Source organism: Methanoregula sp. UBA64, from assembly GCF_002502735.1.
Taxonomy (GTDB): Archaea; Halobacteriota; Methanomicrobia; order Methanomicrobiales; family Methanospirillaceae; genus Methanoregula.
The window spans coordinates 1228787-1247171 of sequence record NZ_DAQC01000001.1 but is presented as its reverse complement, the minus strand read 5'-3'; the positions used below and the strand labels follow the sequence as shown (position 1 = coordinate 1247171).

Annotated in this window: 25 protein-coding genes and 1 tRNA gene; 15 read left to right on the top strand and 11 right to left on the bottom strand. The window is 58.5% G+C overall.

The genetic code is table 11. The annotated features are described in order from the left end of the window. Positions 1-83: 83 nt before the first annotated feature. Positions 84-950 carry a pirin family protein gene (locus BP758_RS06335; RefSeq protein WP_292369804.1) on the top strand — a complete coding sequence of 289 codons (867 nt, stop codon included), beginning with the start codon at positions 84-86 and terminating at the stop codon, positions 948-950. A 57-nt stretch (positions 951-1007) separates the two neighbouring features. On the opposite strand, the gene BP758_RS06330 is transcribed toward BP758_RS06335, so the two are convergent. The 6 genes from BP758_RS06330 to BP758_RS06305 form a co-directional block, all read right to left on the bottom strand. Continuing rightward, a complete protein-coding gene (locus BP758_RS06330; protein ID WP_292369802.1) occupies positions 1008-1565 on the bottom strand; it encodes a DUF6691 family protein in 558 nt (185 codons plus the stop codon). A gap of 10 nt (positions 1566-1575) precedes the next feature. After that, the gene (locus tag BP758_RS06325) at positions 1576-2100 is read right to left on the bottom strand and encodes a YeeE/YedE thiosulfate transporter family protein (RefSeq protein WP_292369799.1); all 525 of its coding nucleotides are present in this window, start codon (positions 2098-2100) and stop codon (positions 1576-1578) included. A 121-nt stretch (positions 2101-2221) separates the two neighbouring features. Then, complete coding sequence (locus tag BP758_RS06320; protein WP_292369797.1) at positions 2222-2512, bottom strand: type II toxin-antitoxin system RelE family toxin; 291 nt, start codon at positions 2510-2512, stop codon at positions 2222-2224. Then, positions 2509-2709: a hypothetical protein gene (locus BP758_RS06315; RefSeq protein ID WP_292369795.1), complete on the bottom strand. Its 201-nt coding sequence runs from the start codon at positions 2707-2709 to the stop codon at positions 2509-2511. The genes BP758_RS06320 and BP758_RS06315 overlap by 4 nt, the downstream gene beginning before the upstream one ends. A gap of 121 nt (positions 2710-2830) precedes the next feature. Then, a tRNA-Thr gene (locus BP758_RS06310) sits at positions 2831-2902 on the bottom strand. A 52-nt stretch (positions 2903-2954) separates the two neighbouring features. After that, entirely contained in the window at positions 2955-3251 is a 297-nt protein-coding gene (locus BP758_RS06305; protein ID WP_292369793.1) for a DUF3467 domain-containing protein, read from the bottom strand. A 74-nt stretch (positions 3252-3325) separates the two neighbouring features. Between BP758_RS06305 and BP758_RS06300 the strand changes: the two genes are divergently transcribed. Continuing rightward, a complete protein-coding gene (locus tag BP758_RS06300) occupies positions 3326-4036 on the top strand; it encodes a CRISPR-associated protein Cas4 (RefSeq protein ID WP_292369791.1) in 711 nt (236 codons plus the stop codon). Between the two features lies 1 nt (position 4037). Continuing rightward, a complete protein-coding gene (locus BP758_RS06295; RefSeq protein WP_292369789.1) occupies positions 4038-4643 on the top strand; it encodes a hypothetical protein in 606 nt (201 codons plus the stop codon). 168 nt (positions 4644-4811) lie between these two features. Here the strand turns inward: BP758_RS06295 and BP758_RS06290 are convergent, their stop codons facing one another. Further along, positions 4812-4991 (bottom strand): hypothetical protein, encoded by a 180-nt coding sequence (locus tag BP758_RS06290; protein ID WP_292369787.1) that lies wholly within the window; start codon positions 4989-4991, stop codon positions 4812-4814. A gap of 410 nt (positions 4992-5401) precedes the next feature. Between BP758_RS06290 and BP758_RS06285 the strand changes: the two genes are divergently transcribed. The 3 genes from BP758_RS06285 to BP758_RS06275 all read left to right on the top strand — a co-directional run bounded on the left by BP758_RS06285 (position 5402) and on the right by BP758_RS06275 (position 7945). Next, the gene (locus BP758_RS06285; RefSeq protein ID WP_292369785.1) at positions 5402-6427 is read left to right on the top strand and encodes a radical SAM protein; all 1026 of its coding nucleotides are present in this window, start codon (positions 5402-5404) and stop codon (positions 6425-6427) included. Then, complete coding sequence (gene uppS / locus BP758_RS06280; RefSeq protein WP_292369783.1) at positions 6424-7191, top strand: polyprenyl diphosphate synthase; 768 nt, start codon at positions 6424-6426, stop codon at positions 7189-7191. The genes BP758_RS06285 and uppS overlap by 4 nt, the downstream gene beginning before the upstream one ends. 76 nt (positions 7192-7267) lie before the next feature. Continuing rightward, positions 7268-7945 carry a hypothetical protein gene (locus BP758_RS06275; RefSeq protein WP_292369781.1) on the top strand — a complete coding sequence of 226 codons (678 nt, stop codon included), beginning with the start codon at positions 7268-7270 and terminating at the stop codon, positions 7943-7945. A 5-nt stretch (positions 7946-7950) separates the two neighbouring features. On the opposite strand, the gene BP758_RS06270 is transcribed toward BP758_RS06275, so the two are convergent. Beyond that, entirely contained in the window at positions 7951-8592 is a 642-nt protein-coding gene (locus BP758_RS06270) for an undecaprenyl diphosphate synthase family protein (protein WP_292369779.1), read from the bottom strand. Between the two features lie 108 nt (positions 8593-8700). Here BP758_RS06270 and BP758_RS06265 point away from each other — a divergent pair, with 108 nt between their 5' ends. The 6 genes from BP758_RS06265 to BP758_RS06240 all read left to right on the top strand — a co-directional run bounded on the left by BP758_RS06265 (position 8701) and on the right by BP758_RS06240 (position 13584). Further along, complete coding sequence (locus BP758_RS06265; protein WP_292369776.1) at positions 8701-9423, top strand: RAD55 family ATPase; 723 nt, start codon at positions 8701-8703, stop codon at positions 9421-9423. Continuing rightward, positions 9420-10583 (top strand): GTP-binding protein, encoded by a 1164-nt coding sequence (locus tag BP758_RS06260; protein ID WP_292369773.1) that lies wholly within the window; start codon positions 9420-9422, stop codon positions 10581-10583. The genes BP758_RS06265 and BP758_RS06260 overlap by 4 nt, the downstream gene beginning before the upstream one ends. A 24-nt stretch (positions 10584-10607) precedes the next feature. After that, positions 10608-11360, top strand: coding sequence for a diphthine synthase (gene dph5, locus BP758_RS06255; RefSeq protein ID WP_292369770.1), 753 nt, complete (start codon positions 10608-10610; stop codon positions 11358-11360). Continuing rightward, positions 11354-11932, top strand: coding sequence for a DUF357 domain-containing protein (locus BP758_RS06250; RefSeq protein WP_292369768.1), 579 nt, complete (start codon positions 11354-11356; stop codon positions 11930-11932). The genes dph5 and BP758_RS06250 overlap by 7 nt, the downstream gene beginning before the upstream one ends. Positions 11933-12035: 103 nt before the next feature. Further along, positions 12036-13052: a lysylphosphatidylglycerol synthase transmembrane domain-containing protein gene (locus BP758_RS06245; protein ID WP_292369767.1), complete on the top strand. Its 1017-nt coding sequence runs from the start codon at positions 12036-12038 to the stop codon at positions 13050-13052. 79 nt (positions 13053-13131) lie between these two features. After that, positions 13132-13584 (top strand): bifunctional nuclease family protein, encoded by a 453-nt coding sequence (locus tag BP758_RS06240; RefSeq protein ID WP_292369765.1) that lies wholly within the window; start codon positions 13132-13134, stop codon positions 13582-13584. Between the two features lie 10 nt (positions 13585-13594). On the opposite strand, the gene hisE is transcribed toward BP758_RS06240, so the two are convergent. From hisE to BP758_RS06225, 3 genes are all read right to left on the bottom strand, one after another. Next, entirely contained in the window at positions 13595-13909 is a 315-nt protein-coding gene (gene hisE / locus BP758_RS06235) for a phosphoribosyl-ATP diphosphatase (protein ID WP_292369763.1), read from the bottom strand. Continuing rightward, complete coding sequence (locus BP758_RS06230; protein WP_292369760.1) at positions 13906-14361, bottom strand: NusA-like transcription termination signal-binding factor; 456 nt, start codon at positions 14359-14361, stop codon at positions 13906-13908. The genes hisE and BP758_RS06230 overlap by 4 nt, the downstream gene beginning before the upstream one ends. Positions 14362-14525: 164 nt before the next feature. Beyond that, a complete protein-coding gene (locus tag BP758_RS06225) occupies positions 14526-15251 on the bottom strand; it encodes an SIMPL domain-containing protein (protein ID WP_292369758.1) in 726 nt (241 codons plus the stop codon). Between the two features lie 155 nt (positions 15252-15406). Here BP758_RS06225 and BP758_RS06220 point away from each other — a divergent pair, with 155 nt between their 5' ends. From BP758_RS06220 to BP758_RS06210, 3 genes are read left to right on the top strand one after another with little or no spacing between them, the layout of a single operon-like run. Then, positions 15407-16657 carry a 3-isopropylmalate dehydratase large subunit gene (locus BP758_RS06220; protein WP_292369756.1) on the top strand — a complete coding sequence of 417 codons (1251 nt, stop codon included), beginning with the start codon at positions 15407-15409 and terminating at the stop codon, positions 16655-16657. Between the two features lie 3 nt (positions 16658-16660). Then, a complete protein-coding gene (locus BP758_RS06215) occupies positions 16661-17230 on the top strand; it encodes a 3-isopropylmalate dehydratase small subunit (RefSeq protein ID WP_292369754.1) in 570 nt (189 codons plus the stop codon). Then, positions 17209-18327 (top strand): isocitrate/isopropylmalate dehydrogenase family protein, encoded by a 1119-nt coding sequence (locus BP758_RS06210; RefSeq protein WP_292369752.1) that lies wholly within the window; start codon positions 17209-17211, stop codon positions 18325-18327. The genes BP758_RS06215 and BP758_RS06210 overlap by 22 nt, the downstream gene beginning before the upstream one ends. Positions 18328-18385: the final 58 nt, after the last annotated feature.

Below are 18385 nucleotides of genomic sequence, written 5' to 3'. Positions count from 1 at the left end.
TTTTTTATCGCGAGCCTGCTGACAGCGCCTAAAACTGCCCCTTCCTGCATCTTTATCCCGCGTTTTCCCTAATGCCTCATCATATGCAGCAGGTACGATCCATAGTATGGAAGTCCCGCTCCCGCGGGACGCTGGAAGGGGCGGGGGTAAAGCTCCACCGGGCCTTCGGGTACCAGGAGCTCCCGGCGTTTGACCCGTTCCTGATGCTCGACGACTTCCGTGCAGACCGGCCGGAGGATTACCGTGCTGGTTTCCCGTGGCACCCGCACCGGGGGATCGAGACCGTGACCTACATGCTCGAAGGGAGGGTCGAGCACGGGGACAGCATGGGCCATTCCGGCAGTATCGATGCCGGCGGGGTGCAGTGGATGACCGCCGGTTCCGGCATCGTCCACCAGGAGATGCCAAAGCCGGTGAACGGCAGGATGGGGGGTTTCCAGCTCTGGGTGAACCTCCCAAAAGCGCACAAGATGATGGACCCGCGGTACCAGGAGATCAGGGCTGACGAGATCCCCACGGCCACACTCCCGGGCGGTGCGAGTGCCCGGGTCATCTGCGGGGAGATTGCCGGGGTTTCCGGGCCTGTCCGCGATATCGTGGCAGGGCCCGAGTACCTGGATATCGCACTTGAACCGGGAGCGCATTTTTCCCACCCGGTGCGGCCCGGATACATGGCTGCCGTCTATGTTATCGGTGGGAGCGGCATGTTCGAACCGCACCAGGACGAGGAGTCGGGGAACGGCACTATCCTGTTATTTGGCGAGAGCGGGGATGCCGTCGGGATCCGTGCGGGCAAAAACGGCGTGCGGTTCCTGTTCTTCTCGGGGAAGCCTCTCCGCGAACCCATTGCATGGGGCGGCCCCATTGTCATGAACACGCAGGAAGAGCTGCGGCAGGCATTCGACGAATACGAACAAGGGACGTTCATCAAAGGCGCCGCATCCCGGTGAAGAACCGATCTGAAGGGCAGGAGAAAAGAGCAATGCGGGTGGGGGAAAATTTTCTCCTCACAGCCCGTATGCGCCCAGCGCCCAGAATATCCCGACGATCATGAGGGCAACGAGCGCGACAACGATCCATGGCGGGATCCCAAGAATTTCGGGAACCGTTCCCTCCGGGAATTCGCCCCGGTGTAAGACCGTGCGGTCAAGCGCAGGGTAGAGCCGGGCAAAGAGGCCGGCACCGAGCACGATGCCCGCCATCCCGACAAGGGCGTCGGGCGCCCCTGTCCCCGTTGCGGCAGCAGCGGTGCCCGGGCAGTACCCGAGAAGGGCAAAGCCGGCCCCGAAGATCAGGCCGCCGATCACCGTTGCGCCAAGGGAGCCCGGTTTCGTGTGCAGGCGGACAAGGCCGGCGGCTTTCAGTGCGTAGATCCCGATCATGCCGACAAGGACCGCGGAGAACATCACTTTTAGAACCGTAAAGTCGGTGAGCAGGAGCTGTCCGAGCACCACGTTGTATGCGGCCACCCCGCTTTTCTGGAGGAGGAAGCCAAAGGCAATCCCCGAGAGCAGGCCAAGGGCGAGCTGGATCTTTTTATCGGATCGTACCTGTCCGAGTGTCATACCGGGCATGTCAGATCACCGTAAATCCGTACAGCAGTCCTGCTACCAGGATCCCGCCGGCAAAAAAGCAGATCGCCGCCACCCAGCTTGAAAGGGCGAGCTGGAGGGTCCCGGAGATCCCGTGGCCGGAGGTGCAGCCGCCGGCCCAGCGGGCCCCGAGCCCGATCAGGATCCCGCCGATGAGGGCAACCGCAAGGCGCAGCGCAACGGAGGGGCCAAACGCGGCGGCAAACATCGGCGGCACGGTAACAAACGAGAGCGTGCCGGAGAGGTACGCCGAGAGGAAACCCCCGATAACAACACCGACAACAAGCATCCAGTGCCAGTCAGCGGCCGGCACGAACTTCCGGTAGTACGGCATCGCTGCGGTCTTCCCCTTGGAGACTGCGGACTCGATCATCCCCGCAGTATGGGAGAACGCGGTCGAACACCCGAGCGGGTGATCGGAGAGTAAAAAGACCGTCCAGATCAGGACGCCGATCCCGGCTCCCGCAATATACGGCGACCAGGTCGCCATGGCAAGCCATGCGGACATGTATGTTCAGAAGAGGGGGTTGTGCCGGGAAGAGATATAGGCTTTGAACCGGGCGCGATGAAGCGGTAGGGAAAAGCGCAGGGGAATACCCGGGCTTGTGAGATTACTGGGATCTTTTCGTTCAGTAATATCCGTATTTTTTGTGGGCTTTTCCTATCGGAAGAACTTCCTGAACGAGGATCCGTTTGTTCTCTTTATCGATATCGTAGAACGCGGTAAAACTCCGGGAAATATGGAGCCGGTAGATAACCTCGCCCCCCTTTAAAACGATCTTTTCCTTGTCCCCGTCCTTTCCGGGATAGGGATCCTCTTCCAATCGTTTTAAGGCAGCCTGAATAATTCTGCGGGTCTTGTCCGGCAGGTGGTTGATATCGTCGGAGACTTCGTGCCAGAGAAAGAGCGTAAAACTCAATCCTTGATCTCCGAGAGGGGGACAAATTCATCTGCCCTGCGGCCGTGCCATACCTTCACGTCCTCTTCCAGCCGCCGCTTCTTCCGCTCCTCGATCATATCCTCCAGGAGCTCCGCATAGGTCTGGCCTGCGGAGCGCATCTCTGAGAGCTCCCTCCAGACCGGTTCCGTAACCGGGATCCTTTTCACTGCGGCCATGATCGTATTGTAAACATTGTAAGCATGAATAATTTTGGATCGCGGTTTTGTCCGAATCCCCCGGATAAGAAAAAACCCTGTGAACGAGACACGATAAAAAAGACCTGAACGCTGGTGATTAAGCCGCCGGAGGGACTTGAACCCTCGACCTGCTGATTACGAATCAGCCGCTATACCGCTAAGCCACGGCGGCGCACTGCCTCACAATATCGACCCGGGCACTAATAAAATATATGCTTGGATTTTTATGAGTACCCGCGAAGCGTGGTCACGCTCTCGGCCGGGTGTGCTTCCTTTGCCGGGGAGATGGTGCCAAACTTGCCTTCGTAGTCGGCAACGGTCTTCTGGAGAACGGCAAGCAGGTTCTTTGCGTGCGCAGGGGTGATCGAGACGATCGCCTTTGCCCGGGCCTGGTTGACCTGCGGGAGCTGGTGGAGGAAGACGAAGGTGAACTCGTCGTCCTTGTACGCGATCTGGATCATGTTGCTGTACACGGGGTCGAGCGTGGGGGGGATATTGACGGAGATTTCCTGGCCGGTCATACCGGATCTGTACTCTCTGCTGGTATGAATAGTTCTTGGGGGGTGCGGGGTTCCGTTCCCGCCCATAAGTTTATGTGGCCGGTATTCCTCGTTCCTGTAGAGGAATTATTCTGGCAGACGGGGACCGGCATGTCACGATCTCGGAGCTGGTGCGGGTGCACGCCTGCCCGGTCCGGTTTTACTACGAGAAGAACGAGCCCGTGACCGAATCGGACCGGTACGCGATCTGCAAGCAGATCTCCTACCATCTCGGCAGCCCGCTCGTTGCAGATGCGATCTGGGACGAGGTGCTCACGGTCCGCCCGAAGACCGATCCGGCGCTCAAGGAGTTTCTTGATATCTGCATTGCGTCCTGCAACAAGCACGAGTGGCACGAGGCGGCGCAGACCGATGTGACGGTGGTCTCGAAAAAGCACGGTATCTCGGGGATGATCGACCGGGTGGCAGCGGACGGCACCTTCTCGATCGTGCGGGCGGCAGGGGCCATGCCCTTTGGCACCTATGCGGCAGACCGGCTCCGGATCGCGGGGATCGCCCTCTGTTTAGAGGAGATGACCGGAAAGGAGGTGGAGGGCGGCCACGTGGAGTATATTCCGGACGGTATGTCGCGGTACCATGCGGTCCAGCCCCGGGACCGGCGCCAGCTCCTTTCCACGCTCCACACCCTCAAAGGGATTAACGAGGGGAAGGCGCCGGCCCATCCTTTGAATGCTCCGTGTAACCGGTGCAAGTACAAGGTCCGGTGCGAGGAGAGCGGCGGGCACCGGCTGAGTGAGCTGTTGTGAGATGGTGAAAATGCCTCATTTCAAAGATGAAAATGAATTGATGAAATTTGCAGAGAATTTTATCGAAGAAAGGATAGCCTCACTGGAAAAAGACGTGGCATGTTGTCTTCAAGGAAAAGCCGTATTTCCGGCTTTGCTTTATTGTTTTTCTACTATTGATCTGTTAGGCGCTCTTAATGCAGGTTGTGCCACGAAAAAATCTCATACAGCACAGCAATCTGCCGTTTATATGCGATGTTTTATGAACTATACTGAAGAGCAAAGTCGTATTCTGCAAAGTCTCTTCCGACATAAAATCGTTCACTTGGCACAACCAAAGGCAGTATTCATTGATGTTCAGCGGAGTATATGTTGGAGATATTGGCACGAAAACCCAGAGAAACACCTTAAATTGATAAAACTTCCCTCGGGTTCAAAAGTTTCCGTGACCACTACGTGGGAGATCCCATGTGATTATGAATTTAATTTAAGCATTACACATTTTGTGAAAGATCTCGCAACTTCCGTTGAAGGCACAAGCGGGTATCTTGCAATATTACGGAAAGAACCAGAATTACAAAAGTGCTTCAAGACTGCCATCGAACAAATTTTCGATCCGGAAGAGTAACTCAACTGTTTTTACCTCTAATTTCTGAATGCAAGTGGACGAATATCTTAATGAATAAATGAGATAGCGTGATATTTTTAGAGAAAATCCCGGCCCGGCCAGAGTACTTAGCTCTACAGACCGGCTGTAAAGTTACAGACGGTCTGTAATCTTACAGACGCCCTCACGTCAGAGATCATGTGAAAAATAGAGCGCAAACGCGAACTCGCCATCGGGCGTGATCGTGTACAACCGGATCGATTCCCGGCCCGGCATCTCATTTTCTGCGATCAGGCCCCAGCGTACGAGCGTGGCAAGGAACTGGCCAAAGTTGCCCTGGGTCAGCTGCGGACGGGCCGCCCGGCCCAAAAGGGGTAGGGGGTACCCCCCACTTGCTCCGGCACATGGGTGGGGGGTGACCCCCTCTTGGAAAAAAAGAGGAGGGGGGGTAGGGGGATCACCCCCCTCCACCGGAAATGAGATGCACGCCGTTTTTGCACGGGAAACTAAAGTATGTTCGCGTGGAGTCTCCGACGGAAGGTTTCCGACAGCGTGATTTTTTTGTTCGCGGCTGCGAGCCGGTCCGGGCCAAAAGGGGGGAGGGGGTACCCCCCACCTGCCCCGGCACATGGGTGGGGGGGTGATCCCCCCTTTGAAAAAAAGAGGGAGGGGGGGTGGCCCCCACCCCCTCCCCCTCAGGCTGCAACCGGACGGACCCGGGCGGTTTCTTTCAAGAAGAATTTTGAATCCCCATAGCGAATCTACTACGCATACTTTTCATGACCGTTCCTTCATCTGCGGCAAAAATTCCCGCAAACCTTGCCAAAGGCTGCGTGCTCTGCTACCAGGGCGCAAAGATGGTGCTCTTTATCACGGGACGCTGCCGCCGCTCCTGCTGGTACTGCCCGCTCTCGGAGGAACGGAAGGGAAACGACGTGGTCTTCGCAAACGAACACCGCATCACCACGCCAGCGGAAGCCATCGCGGTTGCCGAAAAGATGAGCGCGCTCGGCACCGGGATCACCGGTGGCGAACCGCTCCTCTGCCTTGACCGGGTTGCGGAGTACGGGAAAGCATTAAAAGAGCACTTCGGGCCGGACCACCAGATCCACCTCTACACGGCGCAGGCCCCGACAAAGGCGGATTTGGAAAAGCTCAAAGGAGTCGTGGACGAGATCCGGCTCCACCCGCCCCGCGACTGCTGGGACCATATCTGCGACACGGAGTTTATCGCGTCCGCGAAGATGGCAAAGGAGGCGGGCTTCGATATCGGGATCGAAGTCCCGGCCCTTCCCGGCCTCGAACTCCTTGTCCCTGCCCTCCCGTACCTCGATTTCCTCAACATCAACGAGCTCGAATGGGGCGAAACGAACGCGGACGAAATGCGGGAGCGGGGCTACGAGCCGGCCGACGGCGTGCACAACGCTATTGCCGGCGCAGACGACTGGGCGGAGGAACTCGTAAAACACAAAAAGGTCCACTGGTGCTCCTCGTCGTTCAAGGACTCGGTCCAGCTCCGGGAACGCCTCAAACGCATCGCGGAGAACACCGCACGGCCGTTTGACGAAGTCACCGACGACGGGACCATTGTGTACGGCGTCCTCGACCTCCACCCGGGCACCCGGGACGAGGTGGTTGCCCGGTGCCGCAAATACCTTGCCGACGATGAATTTGCCGACTGCGGCGACCGGGTAGAGACCGCGTGGTGGCTCCTTGAAGAATTCAGGGAGAAGATCCCCGGGAAGAAGACCGTTGTCGAGCGGTATCCCGACGGCGGGATGGTTGTCGAGGTGACCCCGTTATGACCGCCGGTTCGATCCTCCGTCCCCTGTACGAGAAGTACCTCCGGATGCAGTGCACGAAAATCCCGACCCATATCGCCATCATCCAGGACGGGAACCGGCGGTTCGCAAAGGAGATGGGCCTCGACACGGCAAAAGGCCACCGGGCCGGGGCGGACAAGACCGAGGAGATGCTCGACTGGGCCCACGATCTCGGGATCCGGTATATCACCCTCTACTCGTTCTCCACGGAGAACTTCCGCCGCAGCGAGGACGAGGTAAAAGACCTCTTCCGGCTCTTCAAGGAGAAGTTTGTCCAGACCATCACCGACGAACGCGTCCACCGGTACAGGATCCGGGTCCAGATGGTGGGGGACCGCACGATGCTGCCCGACGACCTGCGGAAGGTGGTCGAATCCGCCGAAGAGGCAACAAAGGACTATTCAGGGTTCACCCTCAACATCGCGCTTGCCTACGGGGGCAGGAACGAGATCGTCCTTGCCGCAAAGGAGATCGTGGCAGATGTCCGGAGCGGGAAGATCTCCCCCGAATCAATCGACGTCCAGATGGTCGAGGACCATCTTCACGAGGGAAAGGGTATCCCGCCGGTCGATCTCATCATCCGGACGGGAAACGATTACCGCACCTCGAACTTCCTGCCCTGGCTTGCAAACGGCCACGAGTCGGCGGTCTATTTCTGCGCTCCCTACTGGCCGCTCTTCCGGAAGATCGACCTGTTGCGGGCGATCCGCACCTACGACCAGCGGATGCAGGCAAAGGCGCACTAATACCCTGCCCGGCTCCTAGCGATCTTTTCGCGTACTATATTTCCCATAAGATACCAGATCGGGTACGAGTGATCCTATGGGTGCGGGAGATACAGACAGGCCCGGGTGGCAGCAGGTACAGGTTCTTGTGCGTTCGGATATCCTGAAATCGGCAGACAAGAACCGGCTCGATATCAGCGACACCTGCAACCGTGCGCTCGCGATAAAGCTCGGGATTGCGTACGATCCTGCCGTGCCGGAAAAGAAGAAGGCAGCGCGGGTCATTATCGCGCAGACTGCCGCGCCTGTACATCCCCCCCGGCAGGCGGTTCCCCCGGCCCCGGTGATCAATGCCGAGGACCCCTCCGTCCCGGGGAAGGTCATCAAGGAGCACAAGGAGAAGAAGGCGGCGCCGGCCGTAAAACCCCCGGTAGTCCCGGTGCCGGAACCCGCAGCCGTAAAAAAAGCCCCGCAGCCCGTGTCCGCACCAGCACCGGCCCCTGCGCCCGCGGGAAAGAAGGCTGCAAAGGGCAGCAAAAAAGAGGATACGATCAAAAAGTTCGTCAGCACGAAGATCGCCCGGGAGACCGAGGAGGGCCCCGATGCGATTATCGGAAAAGACGAGCTCTACGAGCGGTTCGGGCGCTGGTGCCGGGACCACGATTACCCGCTTCCCGAGAAGAGGGCGTTTGCCGTTGCCCTCAAGAACAAGTACGCCTTCGGGGAACGCACGATTGGCGGCGTCCCGAGCTGGTACGGGATCCGGGTAAAATAACCTTTTTACTTCCCGAACCGGCGGATCCGGGACTGGTAATCGCGGAGCACCCGCAAAAAGTCCACCCTTCGGAAATATTTCCAGTTGACATCGGAGAAGAAGAGTTCCGAGTACACCGACTGCCAGATCAGAAAGTCGGTCAGGTGGTCGCCCCCGGTCTTTATCACGATATCCGGGTCGTACCGGAAGGTCAGGCAGGACTCTAAGGCCTTCTCGTCGATCTCGTCCGGGGAGATGCCGTTTCTGGCAAGTTTCCTGATACAGTCGGTGATCTCTTCCCGCCCGCTCTTTCCTATCGCAACCACAACCGCAAGACCGCTGCCGGAGACCTCTTCCTTGTCCCCGTAGTGCAGGACAAGGCGTGCCACCTCCGCGATCTTCTTGATCTCCGGCAGGCAGCGGGCGATCTCGTTGTCCGGGAGGGGATTTACATGGAAGGTGAGGCTTTTTATTTCGGTCCGGTCCCCGCTCTCTGCCGGCAGGGACGACCGGGCCAGGGCTGCGTTGATCTCCGTACACCACTCTGCCACCCGGGCGCACTTTCCCGGGTCTGCGGCAAGGTCGGCACCGCTGAGCATGAAACAGATGTGGCGGGGCAGGAGCTGGATCTGCCCAAAAAGCATCCGTTCATACAGCCAGTAGAACATCTGACATAACCGTTTGGCCGGGAAGGTTATGAGGGTTTACCCGACCCTGCATACGGGCAGTAAACGACCCCCGGTACGGGTAAAAGTGCTTATAAGCCTTGTCAGGTAATGATCAAACAACAGATGTATGCCTACAAGACCGGTATCCCCCAGATCGATATGGCTACCGGAGGATTCGAGGCAGGGACAAACCTCCTCCTGCTCGCCCCGGCTCTCAGCTATGCCGAGCAGTTCGCGTACGCCCTCACCAAGCCGCAGTCAGGGGAGTACGCCATCATGCTCTCCACCAACGAACGGGCCTCGGAAGTGACCGACCAGTTCAAGACGATCGGAGCCGACAAGCACTATATCGGCGTGATCGATGCCATCACCAAGAGTTCGACCCCCGGGGTCACGGATACCGAGCGGTTCATGTTCGTCACCAACCCCACCGATCTCACCGGGATCGGGATCAAGTTCTCCCACATGATCGAGACAATCTTCGACGGGACCTTCTCGGGGAAGGAGTCCGGGCTCTTCCCGCCGCCGATCCGGTTCTGCGTCAACTCGATCTCGACGCTCCTCATGTACCGGAAACTCGAAGTCCTCTACCAGTTCCTGCACGTGATGACGGCCAAACTCAAGAAAGTCGAGGGCTTTGGGATCTACGTGCTCAACAACGAGGCGTTTGACGAGAGGACGGTCTCGCTCATCAAGCAGCTGATGACCATCGTGATCGAGATCAAGGTCGAACGGACGGATACCTATTTCCGGGTGATGGGGATCCCCGGGGTGAACGCGGACTGGCACAAGTTCACGATCAATAACGGCCAGGTGGTGCTTGGATTATGATATCTACGGGAATGTACGGGATCGACGATATGCTGGGCGGGGGAATCCCTGACGGCAGCCGGGTGCTTTACAGCCTCGACCCGGGAGTCGACGGCCAGCTCTTTATGATCTCGACGCTGTACGAGGCGCTCGAACAGAAGAAAACCTGCCTGGTGATCATCCCGCATACGACCGTGGAAGCGTTCCTGCACGAGGTGGAGCATCTCCGGGGCCACAAGATCCGGCCCGAAGAACAGGGCATTACCTTCCTCGACAGCTCCGACCGGGAACGGATCCGGCGGCAGGCAGGAAAGGGCGGCCAGATGGTAAATGCCTGGCAGGAACAAATAAAGAAGATCTGTACCGAGAAGAAGATCGAGGTGCTCTTCGGGTACTTCGATGTTCTCTACGAGGACCTGGGACTCGAAAACGGGCTGTCCCTGCTCTCGTCGGCCTGCTGCACGAAAAAGTCCACCGTGATCGTGGAACACCTCAACCTCGACGGGGACGCGTCCCTCGATCTCCCGGAGGTCCGTCGGGCATTCGATCTCATCCTTGCCATCAAGGCGTCGTTCCAGCCCCTGCCGCATTTCAACTACTTTACCATCCTCTACACCTCGTGGTCGACCCAGCTCCGGCGTTCGGTGCCGTTCCAGGTGAAAAGCGGCCATATCGTCCCCTACATCCCCAAGATCGTGGTGACCGGCCCGCCGAACTCGGGGAAGTCCCGGTTCGTCCTGAACGCAACGGCACTGGGGGTATCGGTGGACCGCGTGGGCTGTGACGGCCCCACCGTCACGACCGCCATGGACTTTGGCTGGCTGCACTGGCAGGACTTCGACATTACGCTCTACGGCACCCCGGGCCAGCCCCGGTTCGATGCAATGCTCCCCGGGGTGTTGCGGAACGCGATGGGCGCGGTCCTTTTGGTGGACGCAACCGACCGCGAACAGCTCCCCCGGGCAAAGCAGCTCTTTAAAACCATTGCAAAGCTGCACCTGCCGCTCATTGTGGCCGCCACAAAGAAGGATATCCCGGGGGTTATGGGCGAGGACGAGATCCGCACCGGTCTTGGGATCGGAAAGGACGTGCCGGTCTTTCCGATCTCGGCCCTGCAGAAGAACGATGTGCGGGACGTTCTTGAATGCCTGGTGGCCTCCATCACCCGGATCATCAGCTGACCGCTCACGAGGGAGACAACCGCAATGCTCACCTTTATCGGCCTTGGCCTGTTCGACAAGGAAGACGTTTCGGAGAAGGGCCTGCGTATCATCCGCAGTGCGGACGTGGTCTTTCTCGAAGGCTACACGTCAAAGCTCATGGGAACGGCAAAAGAAGAGCTCGAAGCATTCTACGGGCATCCGGTCCGCGTGCTCATGCGTGCCGATGTGGAGCAGCACCCGGGCGAGCTGCTCGACTGCGCTGCACACGGGAACGCCGTCTTTTTATGTGCCGGCGACCCGATGGTCTCGACAACCCATGCCGATCTCCGGATCCGGGCAGCGGAACGGGGCATCCCGACGGCCATCGTCCACGGCGCCTCGATCGTGAGCGCGGTCTGCGGGTTATCGGGGCTCCAGAACTACCGGTTCGGGAAGTCCTGTTCGGTGCCGTTCCCTCAAGCCCACTGGAACCCGACCTCGCCGCTCGACGTGATCTGCGAGAACCAGGGCCAGCGGCTGCACACGCTGGTGTACCTCGATATCCAGGATACCCGGTACATGACCGTCAACGAAGCGGTCGGCCTGCTCGAAGGAATGGCAGAGAGAAAAGGGGTAACCATCCCGCTCTACGTGGGGATTGCCCGGGCCGGGTCCGCAAGCCCTGTTGTCAGGGCCGGCCCTGCCGGTACGATTGCAAAAACAGATTTCGGCCCGCCTCTGCATATCCTCATCGTTCCCGGGGAACTGCACGACATGGAGCGGCAGTACCTGGAGAGGTTTGCCGGCCTATGCTGATCGGGGAGTGCGGGACGCTCTTAAAGGCCGGGCTGAGCGGTTCGGCCATCGTGCCGCCAAAGGACACTCCGCTCGGGGCGCTGGGGGCTACGATCAAGGGGATGGTTCAGGCCTATGCGGATGACGGGGCAGTGTTTGCACAAAAAGGCGATCCCATCAATGCCCTTGCCTCGTACTATTACGGGTTTGGCTGGCTCCACTTCGGGATGGCATACGGCCTGCTTGCCCATGCGGGGGAGCAGTCGGCCTGCCCGTTTACCGCTCCGACCGAGAAGATCCCGCCGTCCCTTACCGGCCGGCTTACCGAGAAGACAGGACGGTACCTCCGGCTGCTCGATACTGCCTGTTCTTCGGTAGCGCGGGCACCGGATAAGGAGACCGCAGCCGGCGCCTTTGCAGACCGGGTCCTCTGCGCCGGCACCTGCTATGCCCGCCACGGCAGTTTCCTCGTTGCACGGGGTGAACGGGAGGAGGCCCTTGCCTCGTTCAGCTACGGGCACGGGTGGATCGATGCCGGCGTGCGTGCGGGCCTGTTTGCCGTCACTGCCAACCGCGAGATCTTCACGATCTAAAAAGGTCAGAGCGGTATAACCACCGTTCCGGTAAAATTGTTTATACTAGCCCTCCCAATCTTGTAGGATAAGCAGGCTAAAGCCTGGACGACGGGGTGTGGCAATGGAACGATCGCAGAGGAAATGGCTGTACATATCCGTTGCATTCTCGCTCGTGGTTCTTGTCATCATCCTGTTCTTCACCATCAACGCAAACACGATCCAGTACCTCAAAAAAGTCAACCCCTGGTTTTTGCTCCTTGCGTTCCTCACCCATATCCTGACCATGTGCTTCTGGGCGATGCGGGTGAAGAAGATGTCCGGATCGCTTGGCTACCCGATCAAGTTCTTCTATTCCTTAAACCTCGTTTTTGCAAACCTCCTTGCCGCAGCGGTCACCCCGGCCCAGGCCGGCGGGGAACCGGTCCGGGTGCACGAACTCTACAAGGCAAAGGTCCCGCTTGGCGATGCAACCGCGATCGTGCTCATGGAGCGGGTGCTGGACGGGGTTGCCCTTGCCGGTCTTGCCGCGTTTGCGATGTTTGCCCTCACCGAGCAGTGGAAGAGCCTCGGGGCGATCTCGGAAGTAATGGTCTTTATCACGTGGATCTTCGTGGCAGGCTGCCTCGTCCTCTTCTACCTTGCCATCCGGAGGCCCGATGTCATGAAGCGGATGGCAGACAAGGCCGCCCGGTTCTTTACCCGCAAGTGGGAGCCGGCCAAGGTTACGGCACTCCTCGAACGCATTGAAAAAGAGATTGCAAATTTCCACGCCGCGGTGCTCAAGTTCGTCAGGACCGCAAAAGGCGGTCTTGCCTGGGGTATGGTCTTTACCCTGCTCTACTGGGTCTCCGAGATTGTCACGGCGTCCCTGATCCTCATGGGCCTCGGCCAGCCCCCGCTCTTCTTTGAGTCGTTTGTGATCCAGCTCATCCTCGCGATCTTAATGATGCTCCCCTTAACCCCGGGCAGCTCGGGGATTGCAGAAGTCGGTGCAACCTCGATGTATGCCCTGTTCCTCCCGTCAGCCATCGTCGGGGTCTTTGTCGTCCTCTGGCGGGTCGTGCTCTATTACTTCAATATCGCGCTCGGGGTCATGTCGAGCCTTATCATCGTACGGCGCGAATCCGCAAAACCGTAACCGGTCCTTTTTTTTTAAAAACCAAAACCCGGTACCTCAACGCTTATCCCCGCAGGCGTCTACTGTCTCCTGAACGGACATGGCAGAACCGGTAAGGTGCGAGGTAAAAGGGGTTTTTGTCGTGATGAGCAATGCTGCCACCGTCCCTGCCGTGATACTGGCGGACGGGGCGGGCCGCCAGCTCCCGATCTTTGTCGGCCTCTGGGAGGCGGTATCGATCAACAGCGCCCAGAACGGCGAAGTGCTGCCCCGGCCCCAGGCCCACGACCTGCTCCTTTGTGCCCTGGAACGCTACGGGATCGCGGTAAAAGGGCTCCGGATCGACAGCCTGGAAGACAATGTCTATTACGCGCAGCTGGATTTATCAAGAGATGGAAAAGACGAGAGCCTCGACTGCCGGCCGAGCGACGGGATCGCGGTGGCGCTCCGCGCACACGCCCCGATCTCCGTTACCGAAGAGGTGCTTGCAGCCGCGGAAACGGGAGATACGGTCGCCGATATGGTCGATCTCTCCACGTTTCTCTGCAGCTGAGGGATCTGCCTTATTTTCGCCGGTGTTCCAGTTCGTGGATCACATCGGCAAGGTCGATGTCTGCGGCTTTGAGTGCCACAAGCAGGTGGAAGAGGAGGTCTGCCGCTTCCTCGGTTGTCCGCTGCGGCACGCCGTTTTTCACTGCAATGACAAACTCGTTTGATTCCTCGCCCACCTTTTCAAGCACCTTGTCGATCCCTTTTGGGTCCCGTAACAGGCGGCTCGTGTACGAGGCCTCGCCCGGGTGGTCGGCCCGGTCGCAGATGACCTCCCAGAGTTCGCGGATCACTGCCGGGTCAACCGGTTCTTTTCCTGTCGCGCTCATGCTGTCTCCTCCTGTGGTGCCTCTTGTAAGAGGACTTCCCCGATCTCGATGGCGCAGAACCGGCGGCAGAGGATGCGCGCCTTTTCGATATTGCACCCGGCTTTGCCGATTGCAATCCCGAGATCGCTTTTCTTGTTCACCAGAACATTGACCGGGCCGCCATCTGCGCCCCGCTCGACCCCCGTGACCTCGGCCGGCTTGAAGATGTTGGTGATAAACGCCACCGGATCCTCGGCGTATTCCACCATCTCGATGCGCCGGCCCAGCACGTTCTGGAGCCGTTTTATGTTCTCGCCCTTTTTCCCGATGGCAAGGCCCATGTCTCCCTGCCGGATCACGTAGATCACCCGGTCGAACCGGTCGTCGATCACGCAGTCCAGTGCGGTCGAACGGGTGAGGATCCGGAGCTCTTCGATGTACCTTCGCTCCTTAAAACCGATATTGCGCTCCATTTTAAAATCAATCCTATGGTATCCGCAGTTTGATTTTTTTATATTCGATGCTTGGATATGGATCCGGATATGCCGGAATAGAGTGTCTGCCGGATTAAGAAATGATCACACGCTGATCGGCTAAAAAAGTTTGGAAAAAAGTACGGGGTTCCTGCCGGATGCGATCAGCGGATGTTGTAGGTAACCGTTACCTGGGCCGTGACCGTGATGCTGCCGGACTGGATGGGTGTCGCTGCTGCCATTTTGGCGCCTGCAGCGTCCATTGCCTGGTTGTACTGGCTGTAGGCAACCGGGGTGTACGACTGGGCGATATCGGCCGTGTTTGTCCCGGTGATCGTCACATTGAGCGCGGAAGCAACCGTGTCCGCATCGGCACGAGCGTTTGTTACTGCCTTACTAAGGGCCTGGTTACGGAGCACCTGGGCCTGGGCATCGGAGAGCATGAACTGGATCGAGTCCACCTGGTTGGCACCGGCGTTCACCGCAGTGTCGATGATCTGGCCGGTCTGGTTGGTGTCCTTTAAGGTGACCCGCAGGGTGTTTGTTACCTGGTAGGTCTTGACCTTCGAGCTGAAAACCCCCTTGTCGTCCTGGTACACCGGCGTGATGGAGTAGTCGGTGGTCTTCATCTGGTCCCGGGGTACGCCGGCTGCCGCGAGGGCATCCACGACATTGTTCATGGCAAGGGAGTTACTGGACTGCGCAAGCTTGACATCGGAGTTTTCCGTCTGGACCGAGAAACTGATCGTAACCCGGTCGGGGGTTCCCATAACGGTACCGGACCCGCTTACCGTGATAACGTGATCGGGGGTGTCAGCTGCGGCCACGCAGCCGATCATTGCCATGGCGAAGAGCACCAGGGCACATACCGCAATTCTTGTTTTTTGCATGGTTTATCAGGCTCATAGTTGGAGACCGGGCAGATTAAAGATTGCTTTGACTGCGAAATTATTCGTAATTATCAAAAATCCGAAAGGAAACGGCCCCGGATTGATCTCCCCCAAACTACATGAGCCGGCAGAGAGTATAGTACAGGCGATAGAGCATGGGAGCAACTATCGTCGAGAAGATCTTCTCACGGAAATGCGGCAGCGATATCAGGGCAGGCGAAGTGGTCATGGCACCCATTGACGGGGCCATGATTCACGATATTACCGGCCCGCTTGCCATCCGGAAGTTCTCCGAGATGGGCGGGAAACACGTCTTCGATCCGAAACGTGTGATCATGCTCTTTGACCACCAGATCCCGGCGGATTCCCTCGAAGCGGCACAGAACCATGTGTTCATGCGGAAGTTTGCGAAAGAACAGGGGATCTACAACTACGATATCAACGAAGGGGTCTGTCACCAGGTGGTGCTCGAAAAAGGGAGGGCAGCGCCTGGCGAGATCGTGGTCGGGGCAGACTCCCACACCTGCATGTACGGTGCGGCCGGGGCCTTTGCGACCGGGATCGGGTCGACCGACATGGGCTTTGCGCTCAAGTTCGGGGCCCTGTACTTCAAGGTGCCCCAGACGATCCGGGCCGAGGTCTCGGGGAAATTTTCCAGACGTGTCGGGGCAAAAGACCTGATCCTCGCGATAGCGGCAGATATCGGGGCCGACGGGGCTACCTACCAGGCGATCGAGTTTACCGGGAAAACCATGGAAAAGATGGACATGCCTGGGCGAATGACCTGCTGCAACATGGCTATCGAGATGGGCGCAAAGGCCGGGATCGTTCCTCCCGACAAGATAACGTGGGAGTATATGAAGGGCAGGCGGAAGATGAAGCCGTTCGCACTCGCAAGCGACGCCGATGCGAAGTACGCGGAGAAGCGGACCTATAATGTCTCCGATCTCGAACCACAGGTCGCCATCCCTCACAATGTGGACACGGGTGTACCGGTGGGTAAAGTCGAGGGAACCCACATCGACCAGGTCTTCATCGGTTCGTGCACGAACGGCAGGTACGAGGATCTTGCAGAGGCGGCAGAGGTGCTGGGCAAGAAGAAGTTTTCCCCGAAGGTCCGGGTGCTCGTCATCCCTGCATCCCGGGACGAATACCTCAAAGCGCTCGAACACGGGCTGGTAGAAAAGTTCGTGAAGGCAGGAGCGCTCGTGGAAGCGCCCTGCTGCGGGCCCTGCATGGGCGGGTCGTTTGGCCTGATTGCGCCGGGCGAGGTCTCGCTCTCCACATCGAACCGGAACTTCAAGGGCCGGCAGGGGAGTACAGAAGGGAAGGTATACCTCTGTTCGCCCGCAACGGCAGCGGCAAGCGCGATCAAGGGCGAGATCGCCGACCCGAGGGAGGTGTGAGCAATGGCAGCAAAGAAAGCAGCAGCGGTAAAGGGTAAGGGTGCAAAACAGGCAAAAACTCCCGTGGCAACCGGAGGAAGGGCCTGGAAGTTCGGCGATAATATCGACACCGATGCGATCATCCCGGGACGGTTCCTGGTGCTCAACACCCCGGAAGAACTCTCCAGACACGCCTTTGAGGGGACCCGGGACGAGTTTGCAAAGAAGGTAAAGGCCGGCGACGTGGTGGTCGGCGGGAAGAACTTCGGGTGCGGTTCGTCGCGGGAACATGCCCCGCTCGCCCTTATCGGGAGCGGAATACACGTGGTGCTGGCGCAGTCGTTTGCCCGGATCTTCTTCAGGAACTCCATCAACACCGGGGTCCTTCCGGTGGTCTGCCCGAAAGCCAATACCATCGCCGACGGTGCGAACGTCACCCTTCACCTGAAGGAGGGATACGTGGAGGCCGGAGGAAAGAAACTGGCCATTGAGCCGGTGCCTCCCTTTATGCAGAAGATTGCCGATGCCGGGGGACTTGTCGAATACGCGAAAGGGTTAAAGGAGGTGCCGGGATGTACAAAGTCGCAGCAATAGGCGGGGACGGGATCGGCCCGGAGATCGTGGCCGAAGGAAAGAAAGTACTCGAAGCAGCAGGGGAACGGTATAACTTCGATATCGAATGGACGGATTTCGATATCGGGGCGGACCGTTACTTAAGGACAAAGGAGCTTTTAACCGAAAACGACCTTGCAGAGCTTAAGAAATTCAAGGCCATTTACTTCGGTGCCATCGGGGACCCCCGGGTAGCCCCGGGCATCCTTGAGAAAGGGATCCTCCTTGCCCTCCGGTTCTCGTTCGACCAGTACGTGAACCTCCGGCCTATCCGGCTCCTCGAAGGGGTCGAGACGCCGCTTGCAAACAAGACCTCAAAGGACATCGATTTTGTCGTGGTGCGGGAGAATACCGAGGACTTCTATGTGGGTATCGGCTCCCGGTTCAAAAAGCACCAGAAGACCGAACTCTCTGTTGTCCGCGACCTCTACAACGTGAAGTTCGGGCTCGATATCGAGACCGATGCCGAGGAACTTGCGTACCAGATCGGCGTCGTGACAAAGGAAGGATCGCGCCGGGTCCAGACTTATGCCTTTGACCTTGCCATGCAGCGCCGCAAAAAGCTTACCTCGGTCGACAAGGCAAACGTACTCTCCGATGTGTACGGGCTCTGGCGGGACGTCTTCAACGAGACCGCAAAGAAGTACCCCAAGGTTGCCACCGACTTCAACTTCGTCGATGCAGTCACGATGTGGTTTGTCAAGAACCCGGAGTGGTTCGATGTGGTTGTCACGCCCAACATGTTCGGCGACATCATCACCGATCTCGGGGCCATGATCCAGGGTGGCCTCGGGCTTGCCCCGGGCGGGAATATCAACCCGAAGGGAACCTCGATGTTCGAGCCGATCCACGGGTCGGCGCCGAAGTATAAAGGGATGGACGTTGCAGACCCGATCGCAACCATCTGGGCCGGCTCGCTCCTCCTTGACCACCTTGGCGAGCACAAGGCAGCAGAGGCGGTTGTCCTTGCCATTGAAAAGAGTATCAGGGACGGCGTTGTCACCAAAGACCTCGGCGGGACTGCGGGGACGTCAAAAGCCGGGTCCTATATCGCAGAGTGCGTGAAGAAAGGGAAATAAGACTTTTTTGTTTTTTTAAGAGGGAATATCCGGTTCCCTGCCGGGAACACCGGGGAGT

Excerpts from the sequence above, each read along its gene's own strand:
- BP758_RS06335 (WP_292369804.1), top strand. The coding sequence starts at position 84 with ATGCAGCAGGTACGATCCATAGTATGGAAGTCCCGCTCCCGCGGGACG.
- BP758_RS06330 (WP_292369802.1), bottom strand. The coding sequence starts at position 1,565 with ATGACACTCGGACAGGTACGATCCGATAAAAAGATCCAGCTCGCCCTT.
- BP758_RS06325 (WP_292369799.1), bottom strand. The coding sequence starts at position 2,100 with ATGTCCGCATGGCTTGCCATGGCGACCTGGTCGCCGTATATTGCGGGA.
- BP758_RS06315 (WP_292369795.1), bottom strand. The coding sequence starts at position 2,709 with ATGGCCGCAGTGAAAAGGATCCCGGTTACGGAACCGGTCTGGAGGGAG.
- BP758_RS06305 (WP_292369793.1), bottom strand. The coding sequence starts at position 3,251 with ATGACCGGCCAGGAAATCTCCGTCAATATCCCCCCCACGCTCGACCCC.
- BP758_RS06295 (WP_292369789.1), top strand. The coding sequence starts at position 4,038 with ATGGTGAAAATGCCTCATTTCAAAGATGAAAATGAATTGATGAAATTT.
- BP758_RS06285 (WP_292369785.1), top strand. The coding sequence starts at position 5,402 with ATGACCGTTCCTTCATCTGCGGCAAAAATTCCCGCAAACCTTGCCAAA.
- uppS (WP_292369783.1), top strand. The coding sequence starts at position 6,424 with ATGACCGCCGGTTCGATCCTCCGTCCCCTGTACGAGAAGTACCTCCGG.
- BP758_RS06275 (WP_292369781.1), top strand. The coding sequence starts at position 7,268 with ATGGGTGCGGGAGATACAGACAGGCCCGGGTGGCAGCAGGTACAGGTT.
- BP758_RS06270 (WP_292369779.1), bottom strand. The coding sequence starts at position 8,592 with ATGTTCTACTGGCTGTATGAACGGATGCTTTTTGGGCAGATCCAGCTC.
- BP758_RS06265 (WP_292369776.1), top strand. The coding sequence starts at position 8,701 with ATGATCAAACAACAGATGTATGCCTACAAGACCGGTATCCCCCAGATC.
- BP758_RS06260 (WP_292369773.1), top strand. The coding sequence starts at position 9,420 with ATGATATCTACGGGAATGTACGGGATCGACGATATGCTGGGCGGGGGA.
- dph5 (WP_292369770.1), top strand. The coding sequence starts at position 10,608 with ATGCTCACCTTTATCGGCCTTGGCCTGTTCGACAAGGAAGACGTTTCG.
- BP758_RS06250 (WP_292369768.1), top strand. The coding sequence starts at position 11,354 with ATGCTGATCGGGGAGTGCGGGACGCTCTTAAAGGCCGGGCTGAGCGGT.
- BP758_RS06245 (WP_292369767.1), top strand. The coding sequence starts at position 12,036 with ATGGAACGATCGCAGAGGAAATGGCTGTACATATCCGTTGCATTCTCG.
- BP758_RS06240 (WP_292369765.1), top strand. The coding sequence starts at position 13,132 with ATGGCAGAACCGGTAAGGTGCGAGGTAAAAGGGGTTTTTGTCGTGATG.
- hisE (WP_292369763.1), bottom strand. The coding sequence starts at position 13,909 with ATGAGCGCGACAGGAAAAGAACCGGTTGACCCGGCAGTGATCCGCGAA.
- BP758_RS06230 (WP_292369760.1), bottom strand. The coding sequence starts at position 14,361 with ATGGAGCGCAATATCGGTTTTAAGGAGCGAAGGTACATCGAAGAGCTC.
- BP758_RS06225 (WP_292369758.1), bottom strand. The coding sequence starts at position 15,251 with ATGCAAAAAACAAGAATTGCGGTATGTGCCCTGGTGCTCTTCGCCATG.
- BP758_RS06220 (WP_292369756.1), top strand. The coding sequence starts at position 15,407 with ATGGGAGCAACTATCGTCGAGAAGATCTTCTCACGGAAATGCGGCAGC.
- BP758_RS06215 (WP_292369754.1), top strand. The coding sequence starts at position 16,661 with ATGGCAGCAAAGAAAGCAGCAGCGGTAAAGGGTAAGGGTGCAAAACAG.
- BP758_RS06210 (WP_292369752.1), top strand. The coding sequence starts at position 17,209 with ATGTACAAAGTCGCAGCAATAGGCGGGGACGGGATCGGCCCGGAGATC.